The 13804-nt window shown below is 51.3% G+C and carries 15 protein-coding genes and 1 riboswitch; of the genes, 8 read left to right on the forward strand and 7 right to left on the reverse strand.

Annotated features, from left to right (window positions below):
- Positions 1–26 precede the first annotated feature (26 nt).
- Positions 27–290, forward strand: a complete 264-nt coding sequence (locus ABWV55_RS01800; RefSeq protein ID WP_353292044.1) for a hypothetical protein — start codon at positions 27–29, stop codon at positions 288–290.
- Positions 291–295: 5 nt separating this feature from the next.
- On the opposite strand, the gene ABWV55_RS01805 is transcribed toward ABWV55_RS01800, so the two are convergent.
- From ABWV55_RS01805 to smpB, 4 genes are all read right to left on the reverse strand, one after another.
- Positions 296–781 carry a hercynine metabolism protein gene (locus ABWV55_RS01805; RefSeq protein WP_353292045.1) on the reverse strand — a complete coding sequence of 162 codons (486 nt, stop codon included), beginning with the start codon at positions 779–781 and terminating at the stop codon, positions 296–298.
- Positions 778–1017 carry a hercynine metabolism small protein gene (locus tag ABWV55_RS01810; RefSeq protein WP_353292046.1) on the reverse strand — a complete coding sequence of 80 codons (240 nt, stop codon included), beginning with the start codon at positions 1015–1017 and terminating at the stop codon, positions 778–780. The genes ABWV55_RS01805 and ABWV55_RS01810 overlap by 4 nt, the downstream gene beginning before the upstream one ends.
- Positions 1014–1325: a hypothetical protein gene (locus ABWV55_RS01815; RefSeq protein ID WP_353292047.1), complete on the reverse strand. Its 312-nt coding sequence runs from the start codon at positions 1323–1325 to the stop codon at positions 1014–1016. The genes ABWV55_RS01810 and ABWV55_RS01815 overlap by 4 nt, the downstream gene beginning before the upstream one ends.
- Positions 1326–1716: 391 nt before the next feature.
- Entirely contained in the window at positions 1717–2217 is a 501-nt protein-coding gene (gene smpB, locus ABWV55_RS01820; RefSeq protein ID WP_353292048.1) for an SsrA-binding protein SmpB, read from the reverse strand.
- A 50-nt stretch (positions 2218–2267) separates the two neighbouring features.
- Here smpB and ruvB point away from each other — a divergent pair, with 50 nt between their 5' ends.
- The 5 genes from ruvB to thiC all read left to right on the forward strand — a co-directional run bounded on the left by ruvB (position 2268) and on the right by thiC (position 7661).
- Entirely contained in the window at positions 2268–3314 is a 1047-nt protein-coding gene (gene ruvB / locus ABWV55_RS01825; RefSeq protein ID WP_353292049.1) for a Holliday junction branch migration DNA helicase RuvB, read from the forward strand.
- Positions 3315–3334: 20 nt separating this feature from the next.
- A complete protein-coding gene (locus ABWV55_RS01830) occupies positions 3335–4087 on the forward strand; it encodes a tetratricopeptide repeat protein (RefSeq protein ID WP_353292804.1) in 753 nt (250 codons plus the stop codon).
- 1 nt (position 4088) lies between these two features.
- Positions 4089–5276, forward strand: coding sequence for an amidohydrolase (locus ABWV55_RS01835; protein ID WP_353292050.1), 1188 nt, complete (start codon positions 4089–4091; stop codon positions 5274–5276).
- A gap of 209 nt (positions 5277–5485) precedes the next feature.
- Positions 5486–6100, forward strand: coding sequence for a HEAT repeat domain-containing protein (locus ABWV55_RS01840; RefSeq protein ID WP_353292051.1), 615 nt, complete (start codon positions 5486–5488; stop codon positions 6098–6100).
- 32 nt (positions 6101–6132) lie between these two features.
- A riboswitch (TPP riboswitch) is annotated at positions 6133–6242 on the forward strand.
- 45 nt (positions 6243–6287) lie between these two features.
- Positions 6288–7661, forward strand: coding sequence for a phosphomethylpyrimidine synthase ThiC (thiC, locus tag ABWV55_RS01845; RefSeq protein ID WP_353292052.1), 1374 nt, complete (start codon positions 6288–6290; stop codon positions 7659–7661).
- A gap of 229 nt (positions 7662–7890) precedes the next feature.
- On the opposite strand, the gene tkt is transcribed toward thiC, so the two are convergent.
- From tkt to acpP, 3 genes are read right to left on the reverse strand one after another with little or no spacing between them, the layout of a single operon-like run.
- Positions 7891–9903 carry a transketolase gene (gene tkt, locus ABWV55_RS01850; RefSeq protein ID WP_353292053.1) on the reverse strand — a complete coding sequence of 671 codons (2013 nt, stop codon included), beginning with the start codon at positions 9901–9903 and terminating at the stop codon, positions 7891–7893.
- Positions 9904–9958: 55 nt separating this feature from the next.
- On the reverse strand, positions 9959–11206 hold the full coding sequence (gene fabF, locus ABWV55_RS01855; RefSeq protein ID WP_353292054.1) for a beta-ketoacyl-ACP synthase II: 1248 nt from the start codon (positions 11204–11206) through the stop codon (positions 9959–9961).
- Between the two features lie 8 nt (positions 11207–11214).
- On the reverse strand, positions 11215–11457 hold the full coding sequence (acpP, locus tag ABWV55_RS01860) for an acyl carrier protein (RefSeq protein ID WP_353292497.1): 243 nt from the start codon (positions 11455–11457) through the stop codon (positions 11215–11217).
- Between the two features lie 149 nt (positions 11458–11606).
- On the opposite strand from acpP, the gene psaC reads away from it, so the two are divergent.
- Positions 11607–11852: a photosystem I iron-sulfur center protein PsaC gene (gene psaC, locus ABWV55_RS01865; RefSeq protein ID WP_007099573.1), complete on the forward strand. Its 246-nt coding sequence runs from the start codon at positions 11607–11609 to the stop codon at positions 11850–11852.
- Positions 11853–11914: 62 nt separating this feature from the next.
- Complete coding sequence (gene glmS, locus ABWV55_RS01870; RefSeq protein ID WP_353292055.1) at positions 11915–13804, forward strand: glutamine--fructose-6-phosphate transaminase (isomerizing); 1890 nt, start codon at positions 11915–11917, stop codon at positions 13802–13804.

Genomic DNA, 13804 nt, shown 5'->3' on the forward strand with positions numbered 1-13804 from the left:
TAGGCAAATGGCATCGTCCAATCCTCATGAGTGGTGAGCGCGTAGGGTTTCGCTTCAAGCACGCCGACGCGGTGGTTAAGCGCAATCCACAGGGCCGTTCCCGCCGGGGATGGGTCATGGAACCTGTGGAACAGACCACCAGCCGCGGCACTAAAATGCCGGCTTATCGCATCCGCTGGCGGGATAGTGAACGTCCTGAGATTGTGCTTCAGCACATGCTGATCGCTGATCCAGATCCAACGCCGCCACCCGAAGGAGTCAGCCTCAAACCTCCAACTCCTAAAACCTGATCAGGTCACAATCCCGAGTCTTCACGAAGTTTTTGTAACTCCAGTTCTGCATAAAACAGCGCCCAATCTTTGTCTAAATCAGAAGAGCCGGGCGCTTTTTGTTGAGTTTGCAAATCCAGCAATTGTTGCTCTACTTCCCTAAAGCGACGCCCTAAATCATCGAAGTCATTCCAGAGTTGACGTCCCCGCTCCATTAATCTATGGAGATATTGATCAGCGCGACTAGCCAGTTCAGTAGCGTTAGCTTGCCGGGCTCTATCTAACCGATGACGCCAAGTGTTTACATCCTCAGCCAGTTGCAATAGTTGCTTGCGCTGATGCTCTGCGCTTTGTTGTAGTTGCTGCCGCTGCCGCTGCAAGGCTTGTACCCGATCACAATTGCGTTGCTCTCGGAATAGCTGTTCTTGTGTTGTACTACTACTGCGTAAGAGATCAGCTAGACGTTGATCTAGCTGATCTAGCTGCAGTTCCAGCTGTTCCAACCAACTCACATCTGGCCGCCACCGGGGGTGGTTATTAGGGGCTTTTCGATTTCTTTAAGCAGCGGTTCAAGGGCCGCTGATCTCGAATTTAGGATCATTTGCGTGAGTTGAGCAACCTTCATTTCTCCAACACTTCCTTCAAGCTCCCCGAGTCGGTCAAAAGCGGCCAGGTAGAGGGATTCCAGGTCTCTAATCAGCTGTTCACGTTGCTGCTTGATAACTTGACGTCGTTCGTCTTGTTTCACGATGGTAAAGGCTTAGTTGCTCGGTCTTGCAAGTACTGGTGGATGGGTAAAACAAACAGTTGGGAGGACCCTATCAGCATTATTAGATGTTCCGTATGATCTGTGCAGCTAACTTCAGCAGCGTTCTCGCGGTTGTATTTCTTATACGTTCTGTAACCCAAGGTTGACCTGGCAGGCTGACCACAGTAAAACAAAACAGGTTCCAGATGAGGCAACCAACCTAAAAAATCTTGTCGTATTCGCCCTGGAAGTCCAAGCGTAGGGTCGTCAGCGAGCTTGTGGAGCCTGAACGAACCTAAAACTTGCATTTGCATAGACTTGAGGTCGCGCGTTCTTGGCGCTGTTCACAGAAAAAATCTCCTCTGGGGAAAATGATAGTTCCGAGTGGCGAGGGCTAGATTTGTGAGGTAGTTATCTTGTTTAAACGTATGTTTTAATTTGTGATTTATTAAGAAGTACGGCAACACTTAACTGGTGGGAGAATGATAACCGAACTATTCTATTGATTTTATCAGGTTAATTAGCTACAGCAAAATAATAATATTTAATGCGAACACTATATTCCTCATACTGTGGTAAACTCCTAATCGATATTAGATTCAGTGACAGATAGATCCACCCTACTTCTCACATGCAAGAATCAGGTATATCTATGATTCAAATTTACTATTATTGCTCTAGATGCTCAACTAAGACTAATCAATACCGAGCCATGGCAGCTTGGATATCTTTTTTTGACTGCTTCTCTTTGCTGGCTGCGCGTTTGTCGTGTAACTTTCGACCTTTACCAACACCAATTGTAAGCTTGATCCAAGAGCCTTTTAAATGAATGTTAAGAGGAATCAAAGCTAATCCTTTCTTATCGAGCTGTTTTTGTAGCTTGTCGATTTCACGGCGGTGAGCTAGTAACTTTTTCGTTCTCAATGGGTCGTGATTGAAGTAGCTACTAGAGTGATTATGGGGAGAAATGTGCACATTATGAAGTTGTAATTCACCGTTACGGATTAAGCAAAATCCATCTCGTAGGTTGGCTTTGCCGTTACGGATTGACTTGACTTCAGTGCCAACCAGCTCGATTCCGGTTTCGAGCGTTTCTAGAATCTCGTATTGGTGACGAGCTTGGCGATTATCAGCCATGAGACGGTTGGCGGCAGCCCGCGCGGCTGCCGCGGCAGTTTTTTTTACTCCTCCTTTGACCATGGTCTTGTTTTTGTCTACAGAGGTTGTCTAAGCGTAGGTAGCCTTATCCTATGGCGATTGTTTCTTCCAACTCCGATCGCAAGTTTCCTCTTCGCGAAACGGCCTTGGTGGACTCGCAGCCGGCTTCAAACGAACAGGTCGCTCAACCAACCGGTAACCCAAGGCCGAAATGTTTAGCCGAGTACATAGGCCAAGGTGAGTTGAAACAGGTATTGGGGATTGCCGTAGAAGCGGCCCTCGGTCGGGGTGATGCCTTAGATCACGTACTGCTCCATGGCCCGCCAGGGCTAGGTAAAACCACGATGGCGCTTGTGCTAGCTGAGGAACTTGGGGTGAACTGTAAAATCGCTAGTGCCCCCGCTCTTGAACGACCGCGCGACATCGTGGGTTTGTTGGTGAATCTTCAACCGCGTGATCTGCTATTCATTGATGAAATCCACCGTCTTTCACGCGTTACGGAAGAAATTCTTTACCCGGCGATGGAAGATAGCCGTCTGCATTTTACCGTTGGAAGAGGTAGTACAGCTCGTGCCCGCACGCTTGATTTACTGCCATTCACTCTTGTAGGAGCCACAACCAGAGCGGGATCTTTGAGCGCCCCCTTTCGTGATCGCTTTGGTTTAGTTCAGCGTTTGGAATTTTATGATCAGGACGACCTTGAAGCGATTGTGGCCCACACTGCTCAGTTGGCATCTATGAATCTCACGGCGGACGCCTGTGCGCGAATTGCGGCTTCATGCCGGGGGACACCACGGGTCGCCAACCGCCTGCTGCGACGTGTCCGCGACGTGGCCAGCGTCCAGCAAGGCAGCGGCATAACAATCGATGCTACTATGGTGACAAAGGCTCTTAGCCTACATCGTGTTGATCATCGTGGTCTCGATGCTGTCGACCGTCGTTTGCTCTCGGTGTTGGTAGATCAGCATGGAGGGGGTCCAGTGGGTCTAGAGACATTGGCAGCTGCCTTGGGTGAAGACCCTGCCACATTAGAAACAGTGGTGGAACCGTTTTTGCTGCAGCAAGGGTTGCTGGTTAGAACACCTCGGGGGCGTGTGGCGACGGACGCTGCCCGCTCTCATATCGCAGAGGTTGTGTGATGCGTTGCCTGACGGTAATAATGATTCTGGCGATCAGCTTGACTTGGCCCTGGCATGCCTTAGCCCTGGACTTGCAGGAGCTCTATGAACAAGCGTTGATTGCGAGTCGAGGCGGTAATTTTACGAAGGCCCTCCCTCTCTGGGAGTCTATCCTGGCACAATCTCCGCAGGACGCAGCGGCTTTGAGCAACCGCGGCAATGTGCGGCTGGCCCTTGGGGATTTTGATGGTGCAATTGAAGATCAAACTCGCTCAATTGCTCTAGCTCCGGAGGAGAGTGACCCACACCTCAATCGCGGCACCGCGGAAGAGGCTTTACAGAATTGGCAGGCTGCCGCTGCCGACTATCTTTGGATCCTAGATCGGCAGCCTGATAATGCCTCTGCCCTCTATAACCTTGGCAATGTGCGGGGTTCTGAAGGCTATTGGAACGAAGCCAGACGCCTTTATGGTCAGGCCTCACTCGCTCGCCCAGGTTTTGCGATGGCCCGTTCAAGTGAGGCCTTGGCAGCTTGGCAAGAGGGCGATTTGGCCTGGGCGGAGTCAGAATTGCGCAAATTGGTTCGGCGCTATCCGCTGTTTGCTGACGCCCGGGCGGCCCTGAGCGGTCTGCTCTGGCGCCAGGGTTCCGCTGGGGAGGCAGAAAGCCATTGGGCTGCGGCTGCCGGACTGGATCAACGATATCGACAAACGGATTGGCTCGTAGATGTGCGGCGATGGCCGCCACGCCCCACTCAGGACTTGATGGCATTTCTGGCCTTGAAGAAATCTTGAGATGAAGGGATTAACTGTTCCTTTGGATCGGTTGGCTCAAGATTTGCCAGAGCTACTGGAGTTGCGTCGACATCTACATGCGCACCCAGAACTGAGCGGAGAAGAGTATCAGACGGCGATTTTGGTTGCCGGCGAGTTACGACGCCTGGGCTGGCGTGTGCAAGAGGGCGTCGGTCGCACTGGAGTGGTAGCAGAATTAGGTCTCAGACAAGGACCTACCGTGGGTTTGAGGGTGGATATGGATGCTCTCCCTGTTGAAGAACGCACAGGCCTGCCTTATGCCTCTAAACGCCAAGGGGTGATGCACGCTTGTGGTCATGATTTGCATACTTGTACGGGATTGGGGGTTGCACGCCTACTGACGTCGGTGCCCACAACAATGAGAGCACGGGTGCGTCTGCTCTTCCAACCTGCAGAGGAGCTAGCTAAAGGAGCGATCTGGATGCGCGATGCTGGAGCTACTCAGGGCTTGGACGCACTATATGGAGTACACGTCGTACCAGATCTTCCGGTAGGAACTATAGGAATTCGCCGCGGGTGTTTGACGGCTGCTGCCGGAGAGCTAGAGATTCTAGTACGTGGGGAAGGCGGCCATGGGGCCCGTCCCCATCAATCAGTGGATGCGGTGTGGATGGCAGCCAAGGTGGTGACCGAGTTGCAACAGGCGATCAGCCGTCGCTTAAATGCCTTACAACCTGTAGTAGTAAGCTTCGGCAGGGTGGAAGGAGGCCGAGCCTTTAACGTTATTGCTGATCAGGTGCGTTTGCTCGGTACGATCCGATGTCTGGATCCAGATCAGTATGCTCAGTTGCCCGGCTGGATTGAAGACACAGTGCAGGCCATCTGCGCTTGTTGCGGAGGAACAGCCAGAGTACAGTACCGTCGCATAGCACCGCCTGTACATAACGACCGAATCCTCACGGACATTTTAGAACAATCCGCAATCAATCGTCTTGGTCCCGATCGGGTCCTCGCAGTAGAGCAGCCCTCTTTGGGTGCCGAGGACTTTGCAGAATTGCTTCGCGATGTACCGGGAATGATGGTGCGCCTTGGAGTAGCAGGCCCGGGGGGCTGTGCTCCTTTACACCACGGGGCCTTTTCTTTGGATGATGCCGCTCTAGGGGTTGGTATTGAAGTGCTAACGGCCACACTTCTAGCTTGGATTGAAGAGTATGGGGTTCTTCTATGAGACCAAAGCATATCTTTGGTTTAGATTTTTTTAGAATCGCCCTTGCTTTAGTAGTTGTACACAAACGTCGAGGCAACAACAAATATAAGCTTTACGGTCAATATTTGTTGGGCCTAATCCGATTATTCGTTTATGCCTTCAAGCGTAAGCTGTCGGCGCTCCAAGCTATTCATAGATTTAAAGCGATTGCATCTCGAGGACGGTAAGTCATGAGTAAGTCCACCCCAAATCAACCCGATCTTGATTCACTAAGGGAAGCAATTGTAAGTGGCGATCCAGTAAGGGCAATGTCAGCTCTTACCCAGTTGCGTTTTTATGGAGATGAGGCAGCAGTACCATTACTAGTACTGGGTACTAAGCAGACTCTTTTCCTAGTGCGCTCGTTAAGCTGCAGCGGCTTGGGTTACAAACGCACGGAACAGGGTTGGAAAGTTTTAAGTCATCTTCTCAGTAGTGACGGGGATCCGAATGTGCGGGCGGAAGCGGCAAATGCTCTTGCGAGTTATGGGGTGGAGCGCTCTTGGCCCTTACTGAAAGCTACTTTTGTGGAGGATCAAACCTGGTTGGTGCGGTGCAGCATTCTTTCAGCCTTGGCCGAACAGCCGGATATAAACCTTACCTGGCTTCTAGAGTTAGCTCAGTTAGCAGTGAACGACAAAGATGGTACAGTGCGGGTGAGCGGGGCAGAAATCCTCGGCCGGGTCATTCGAGATGGTGCAGACCAGCCAGTTGCTGCACAGGCTCGTAGCTTATTGCATCCCTTGCAACAGGATACTGATCATCGCGTGGTAGCTGCGGCATTGAACGGTCTTCAGACTACCTAAATAGTCTCTGTCAACGACTCTTGCTAGCTTCTAGCCATCACTAGGGGTGCCTCATTGTCGCTTCAGGCAATTATGGCTGAGATAACACCCTCTGAACCTGACTTTGGATTACGCCAGCGCAGGGAAGTGAAGGATGTGATCTGCAGCCAAAAAGTTATCTCCTGGCAATTTCGCTGCTGCTAAAAACATGCGTACTCAGTTGGTTTCGACTCGTCAAGGCCAGGCAAATGTTTCCCAGATGTACTACGCCCGAAAGGGTGTTGTGACCGAGGAGATGATCTATGTGTCTAAGCGAGAGAATCTTCCTCAGTCTCTAGTAATGGAAGAGGTGGCTCGTGGTCGGATGATCATCCCGGCCAATATCAAGCATACTAATCTGAAGCCGATGGCAATCGGTATTGCTAGTAAATGCAAAGTGAATGCCAACATCGGCGCTTCTCCTAATGCTTCAGATGTTGCAGAGGAGGTCAATAAATTAAAGCTAGCGGTTAAGTATGGTGCCGACACAGTGATGGATTTGTCTACCGGTGGTGTCAATCTTGATGAAGTGCGCACGGCAATTATTAATGCCTCGTCGGTACCAATCGGAACGGTACCCGTTTATCAGGCTCTAGAAAGTGTGCATGGCTCCATTGAAAGGCTAGATGAAGATGATTTCCTACACATTATCGAAAAACATTGCCAGCAAGGTGTTGATTATCAAACCATTCATGCTGGCTTATTAATCGAACATCTTCCCAAAGTAAAAGGCCGTCTCACTGGAATTGTGAGTCGCGGTGGTGGTATCCTGGCTCAGTGGATGCTGTATCATCATCGCCAGAATCCACTTTTCACTCGATTTCAGGATATCTGTGAGATCTTTAAGCGCTACAACTGCACATTTTCTCTTGGTGATTCCTTGAGGCCCGGGTGTCAGCACGACGCTTCTGATGCTGCTCAACTAGCTGAGCTCAAAACGCTTGGCAAGCTAACGCGCCAAGCTTGGAAGCACGATGTTCAGGTAATGGTTGAAGGTCCTGGTCATGTTCCCTTGGATCAAATTGAATTCAATGTTAAAAAACAGATGGAGGAATGCAATGAGGCACCTTTTTATGTGCTGGGCCCCCTAGTTACCGACATCGCACCTGGCTATGACCACATCACATCGGCCATTGGCGCTGCGATAGCAGGTTGGCACGGCACAGCAATGCTTTGTTATGTTACCCCCAAAGAACACCTGGGTCTTCCAAACGCAGAAGATGTGCGTGAGGGACTCATTGCGTATAAAATTGCAGCCCACGCTGCCGATATCGCTCGACATCGCCCCGGCGCTCGCGATCGTGACGATAAGCTCAGTCAGGCCCGTTACAATTTTGATTGGAATAGGCAATTTGAATTGTCTTTAGATCCAGAAAGAGCTAAGGAATATCATGATGAAACGTTGCCTGCGGATATCTACAAACAAGCAGAATTTTGTTCAATGTGTGGGCCTAAACACTGTCCAATGCAGATTAAGATCACTAATGAAGATCTTGAAGATATTGAAAAAGTTTTACAGGTTAAAAGCGAATTGGTTAACTAGACAATTTGTCCTAGTCAAGAGTTCATCAGATATTAATTAAAAAATTAGATTTATTTAATTAGGTAGGCTCTTGGGCCATGCACTTTTAGCTACCAAGAATGCATGACCCGAAAGTCTAGTCTAGTTTTTAGATATAAAAACTGTATAAAAAATTATTTCTCGCCTAATGAGCTAGAACCCTAAATTTGTTGCTAATAAGGGCTACATTCTTACTTTACTGTCTACTAACTTATTGCTCTAACAGAGCCTTGGATTTGGCTACTACATTTTCTACAGTGAAACCAAATTCTTTCAAGCAGGTTCCGCCGGGCGCAGAAGCGCCAAAACGGCTCATGGTCACACTGTCACCGTCAAGACCGATGAAGCGATGCCAGCCGAATGATTCAGCTGCTTCCACCACAATGCGCTTACGTACAGCTTTGGGAAATACCTCTGTCTTATAGGCCTCGCTTTGTTCGTCGAAAAGCTCTACACAAGGCATGGATACGACCCGTACTTTCTTACCGTCAGCAGCAAGCTGTTTAGCAGCTTGTGTGCAAAGGTCCAATTCTGTACCAGTGCCAATTAAAATCAGATCCGGTGTGCCGGTGCAGTCTTCTAGGATGTATCCACCAAGAGCGACTTTATCGATTGAGGAGTTGGCCTGATTTGCCATTCCCTGGCGACTGAGGCAGATGGAGCTAGGACGGTTGCGGTTTTGAATAGCCATTTTGTAAGCGCCGCTGGTTTCATTACCATCACCAGGACGGAATACCAGCATTCCGGGCATCGCACGCAAAGAAGGGATCGTTTCTACTGGCTGGTGAGTTGGTCCATCCTCGCCTACCCCGATCGAATCATGAGTTAGCACATAAATGACTCCCAACATGCTGAGGGCTGAAAGACGCATTGAGCCGCGCATATAATCAGCGAATACCAAAAAGGTGCCGCCGTAAGGTATTAAACCGCTATTGTGATAGGCAATACCATTCATGATCGCGGCCATGGCGTGCTCACGTACGCCGAAATGGAGGTAACGCTTTTCACGGCTATCTGCCTGAAACGAACCAATCTCTCCCTTAATGTCAGTGTAGTTGGAATGAGTGAGATCAGCGGAGCCACCGATTAGTTCCGGCAAGTTTGGACCCAGGGCACCCAGACAAATTTGCGAGTGTTTGCGCGTGGCGAGACCACTTTCTTCCGCTGTGTAGGTAGGTAGATCCTTGTCCCAGCCTTCGGGGAGTTCACCCCTTAACATTCGCTCGAACAGAACAGCCTCACTGGGGAATTTACTTCGATAGTTGGCAAGGCTTTGGTTCCACTCAGCTTCGAGTTTTGTTCCACGATCAACTGCTTGACGGAAATGGTCGTAGGCTTCGTCGGGAATCTCGAAGGGGCCATAGTGCCAGTTTAGCTGCTTGCGAGTGAGTTGGGCTTCTTCTGCCCCCAGAGGTGCGCCGTGTATACCGGCAGTATCGCTTTTATTTGGTGAGCCATAACCGATAGTAGTAGTCACCTTGATTATCGACGGCTTATCGGAGACGGCCTTGGCGGCCTTGATTGCCTTGGTGATTGCGGCAACATCAGTGTCACCGTCGACCACATGCTGCACATGCCAACCATAGGCCTCGTAGCGTTTAAGCACGTCCTCAGTGAATGACACGTCGGTCCTGCCGTCAATTGTGATTCTGTTGTCGTCATACAGCACTATTAACTTACCCAGCTTGAGGTGGCCTGCTAAGGACGCGGCCTCGGAAGAGACTCCCTCCTGGTTACAGCCATCGCCCATCAATACGTATGTGTAGTGATTGATGAGTTCAAATCCAGGCTTGTTGAACTTGGCAGCCAGATGAGACTCGGCTACGGCCAAGCCAACAGCATTAGAAATACCAGCACCAAGGGGGCCAGTAGTCACCTCTACACCAGGAGTTTCAAATGTTTCGGGATGACCTGGAGTTTTCGAGCCCCACTGCCGGAACCGCTTGATGTCGTCCATGGTCACCGATTCGTAGCCGGTGAGGTGGAGTAGTGCGTATAGCAGCATACAACCATGGCCAGCTGATAGTACGAAGCGATCTCGGTTAAACCACTGGGGATTCTTCGGATTGTGATTCATCACTTTATCCCACAACGCGTATCCCATCGGGGCACAGCCCATCGGCAGACCTGGGTGGCCGCTGTTGGACTTGTTCACGGCATCTACGGCCAGCATACGAATGCTGTTGATGCAGAGCGTGTCAAGAGATGCGGGCGCAGCAACCATGTAGTTAAGGGGTTAAGAATGAGAGGGTTTTGACGCATGGATCGAGAAGACCCACTCAACCAAAGCGTCGAAAGGCGAGGCAAACGTTGTGTCCACCGAAGCCAAAAGAGTTAGACAACACTGTCGCCAGTGCCTGGTCTCGTGCCGCGTTAGGCACTATATCCAGATCACAATTAGGATCGGGACTGGTGTGATTAATAGTTGGTGGGACGACACCGTGCTTCAGAGCTAATACGCAGGCCACAGCTTCGATGCCACCAGACCCACCTAAAAGATGGCCGGTCATCGATTTGGTAGAGCTCACTGGGATCTGCAGCGCACGAGACCCAAGAGCACTCTTGATCGCCGCGGTTTCATTTTTGTCGTTAGCGGGGGTGCTGGTGCCGTGGGCGTTTACGTAATCCACTGTATCCGCTTCGATGGCGCCGTCCTCTAGGGCTAGTCGCATCGCCTGCGCACCGCCCACACCACCCGGAGTGGGAGAGGTGATGTGGTGTGCATCGCAAGTCATCCCGTAGCCAACGACCTCGCCCAGAACGGTGGCGTCACGAGCTTCGGCATGTTCAAGGGTTTCTAGCACTAATATGCCAGCTCCTTCACCAATTACGAAGCCGTCGCGCTCTTTATCGAAGGGACGACTGGCTGTAGTGGGGTCATCGTTACGGAAAGACAGTGCCTTTGCGCTGGCGAAACCGGCAACCCCTAACGGTGTAATGGCAGATTCGGCACCACCGCAAACCATCGCGTCCGCTTTGCCTAGCTGCAACAAACGGAAGGCATCACCGATGGCATTGGAGCCGGCCGCGCAAGCTGTAGCAACTGCGGAGCTAGGCCCTTTAGTACCTAGGGCAATCGCAGCTAGGCCAGAAGCCATGTTTGGTATCATCATCGGCACCGTGAACGGGCTTACCCGATCTGGACCTTTGCTGTACAGCACATTGGTCTGGGTTTCCATCGTAAGCATACCGCCCACTCCGGAGCCAATGCTCATACCGATTCGGTCAGTATTGGCATCCGTGATTTCTAAACCGGCGTGAGCGATAGCCTGTTTGGCGGCTACCACACCGAACTTACAGAAGCGATCCCAACGCTTGGCTTCTTTGGGCTCAATGAAACCTACAGGGTCAAAATCTTTCACTTCAGCCGCAAATCGGCAGGCATAGTTCGAGGCATCGAATAGAGTAATCCCATCGACGCCGTTGCGTCCGGAGGTCAGACCACTCCAGTAATCCTGAACTGTGTTGCCTATCGGTGTAACTGCGCCGAGACCAGTGATAACGACGCGATGGAAATCTCCCACCATGCCGATCCTCAAGCCTGTTTGTCTTTGATGTACTTAACCGCGTCGCCGACGGTAAGGATTCCCTCTGCAGATTCGTCAGGGATCTCGACGTCAAAGGCTTCTTCCAGAGCCATCACTAATTCCACAGTATCAAGGGAGTCAGCACCCAAGTCGTTTTGAAAATTGGATTCCGACTTTACCTCGCCAGCGTCGACGCTGAGTTGTTCCGCGACGATAGAACGGACTTTCTCGAGGATCGCTTCCTGGGACATAGCAGTGGCAACGGGCCTCCGCATCTTACGGGCAAGGCCTGTAACGCTTTAGCTGCGCTGCCTTCGCGTTAACAACGGTGACGGCTGACCCATCAAGGCCCTACTGCGCATGTACCTTCCAGTTTGGAGTCTTTGTTCGCAAAGGGTACATGTCCCACGCTGTCAAGATCTACGACACCTGTATCGGTTGTACCCAGTGTGTTCGAGCTTGTCCCCTTGATGTTCTTGAAATGGTGCCTTGGGACGGTTGTAAAGCTGGTCAAATTGCCTCCTCTCCCCGTACAGAGGATTGTGTGGGATGTAAGCGATGTGAAACTGCTTGTCCCACCGACTTCCTCAGCATTCGCGTTTATCTGGGGGATGAAACCAGTCGATCGATGGGCCTTGCTTACTAGGACCCAGTTGAGTGACGTGTTTTAACTTATAAGCTCAGCCCGGCTTTGTCCGGGCTGAGCTTATGTGCGGAATCGTTGCCCTAGTTGGCTCTCGTGAGGCGGCGTTTCAGTTGCTCGACGGGTTGCGTCAGCTGGAATATCGTGGTTATGATTCAGCAGGCATTGCGACGGTAGATGCAAGCGGGCGTATTACCTGTCTAAAAACCGAGGGCAAGTTAATCAATCTCACCGCTCGGGTCGACGAACAGGGAGCTCCAGGCCGGTGCGGTATCGGCCATACTCGCTGGGCTACTCATGGCAAACCAGAAGAGCGCAACGCCCATCCTCATTGCAGCGTGGACGGGGCTGTGGCAGTGGTACAAAACGGCATCATTGAAAACTACCGCAACCTACGCGAAACACTGCAAGCTAATGGGGCAGTGTTTTTGTCAGAAACTGATACCGAAGTCATCCCCCATTTGATTAGCGCAGAGCTAAGCCGATGGCTTGCTTCTGGTGAAACAGCAAGCGGCACGCTATTGCTGCAGGTTGTACAGACGGTGTTACCACAGCTGCAGGGGGCTTATGCCTTGGCTGTAATATGGAAGCAAGCCCCCGGCGCTCTCGTGGTAGCCCGTAAAATAGCACCACTGCTGATTGGGTTAGGGGAGGGAGAGTTTCTTTGTGCCAGCGATACGCCGGCCTTAGCCAGTTTCACCCGCACGATACTTCCGATGGAGGATGGTGAGGTGGCCTTGCTATCACCCTTAGGGGTTGAACTCTACAACACCCAGGGGGAACGCCAGCAACGGATGCCGACTCTGCTGACGGGTGCGGACCACGTGGCTGACAAGCGTGGGTTTCGCCATTTCATGCTGAAGGAAATCCATGAACAGCCAGAAATAGCTGAACTTTGGGTGACTCGTCATCTCCCTCAGGGGCTAACAGCGCAGATGCCTGTGGCACTACCTCTCGAAACTTCCTTTTACAGAGACATTGAGCGGGTCGAGATCCTAGCTTGCGGCACCAGCCGCCACGCTGCTCTGGTGGGGGCCTACCTACTTGAGCAATTCGCAGGACTTCCCACTACGGTTTACTATGCCAGCGAATTCCGCTACGCCCCGCCACCATTGGCGCCGAACACACTCACCATCGGTGTGACGCAGTCAGGTGAAACCGCGGATACCTTAGCTGCTCTGACGATGGAAGCCAAGCGTCGGCGAGCACATGGTGACCCAGCCTATGCGCCCCGCCAGTTGGGGGTGACCAATCGACCGGAGAGTTCTCTCTCTCGACAGATGCCACACATCCTTGATATCGGTGCCGGTATAGAGATTGGCGTAGCAGCAACTAAAACGTTTCTTGGTCAATTATTAACGTTTTACGGTCTTGCCATGGCCTTTGCGGCCAAACGATCTAGCCGTTCAGCTGATGAAATAAGTGCTTTGGCCGACGAATTGCGAAAGCTACCGGAACAACTTCGAGCTTTAGTAAACTTGCACGATCAACGTTGTGCAGGTTTAGCACATCGCTTTGCAGCCATCCAAGATGTGATCTTTCTGGGTCGTGGTATCAACTACCCGATTGCGTTAGAGGGTGCACTCAAACTTAAGGAAATTAGTTACATTCACGCCGAGGGCTATCCTGCCGGAGAAATGAAGCATGGCCCGATTGCCTTGCTTGATGCACATGTCCCTGTGGTATCAATTGCCGTGCCAGGTATGGTTTTTGAGAAGGTTCTTAGCAATGCACAAGAGGCTAAAGCCCGCGATGCTCAATTGATTGGTGTGGCCCCCGAGGGACCTGATACTGCTTTGTTCGATGAGCTTTTGCCAGTGCCCGAGATGAGTGAATGGATCAGCCCCTTGTTCACCGTAATCCCAATGCAGTTGTTGAGTTACCACATCGCTGCACATCGAGGATTGGACGTAGACCAACCCCGTAACTTGGCCAAGAGCGTTACAGTAGAATGA

This window comes from Synechococcus sp. M16CYN, from assembly GCF_040371545.1.
Taxonomy (GTDB): Bacteria; Cyanobacteriota; Cyanobacteriia; order PCC-6307; family Cyanobiaceae; genus Parasynechococcus.

Coding starts and splice junctions, on each gene's coding strand:
- ABWV55_RS01800 (WP_353292044.1), top strand. CDS start 27: ATGAGTGGTGAGCGCGTAGGGTTTCGCTTCAAGCACGCCGACGCGGTG.
- ABWV55_RS01840 (WP_353292051.1), top strand. CDS start 5,486: ATGAGTAAGTCCACCCCAAATCAACCCGATCTTGATTCACTAAGGGAA.
- thiC (WP_353292052.1), top strand. CDS start 6,288: ATGCGTACTCAGTTGGTTTCGACTCGTCAAGGCCAGGCAAATGTTTCC.
- ABWV55_RS01830 (WP_353292804.1), top strand. CDS start 3,335: ATGATTCTGGCGATCAGCTTGACTTGGCCCTGGCATGCCTTAGCCCTG.
- ruvB (WP_353292049.1), top strand. CDS start 2,268: ATGGCGATTGTTTCTTCCAACTCCGATCGCAAGTTTCCTCTTCGCGAA.
- psaC (WP_007099573.1), top strand. CDS start 11,607: ATGTCCCACGCTGTCAAGATCTACGACACCTGTATCGGTTGTACCCAG.
- glmS (WP_353292055.1), top strand. CDS start 11,915: ATGTGCGGAATCGTTGCCCTAGTTGGCTCTCGTGAGGCGGCGTTTCAG.
- fabF (WP_353292054.1), bottom strand. CDS start 11,206: ATGGTGGGAGATTTCCATCGCGTCGTTATCACTGGTCTCGGCGCAGTT.
- ABWV55_RS01815 (WP_353292047.1), bottom strand. CDS start 1,325: ATGCAAGTTTTAGGTTCGTTCAGGCTCCACAAGCTCGCTGACGACCCT.
- ABWV55_RS01835 (WP_353292050.1), top strand. CDS start 4,089: ATGAAGGGATTAACTGTTCCTTTGGATCGGTTGGCTCAAGATTTGCCA.
- acpP (WP_353292497.1), bottom strand. CDS start 11,457: ATGTCCCAGGAAGCGATCCTCGAGAAAGTCCGTTCTATCGTCGCGGAA.
- tkt (WP_353292053.1), bottom strand. CDS start 9,903: ATGGTTGCTGCGCCCGCATCTCTTGACACGCTCTGCATCAACAGCATT.
- smpB (WP_353292048.1), bottom strand. CDS start 2,217: ATGGTCAAAGGAGGAGTAAAAAAAACTGCCGCGGCAGCCGCGCGGGCT.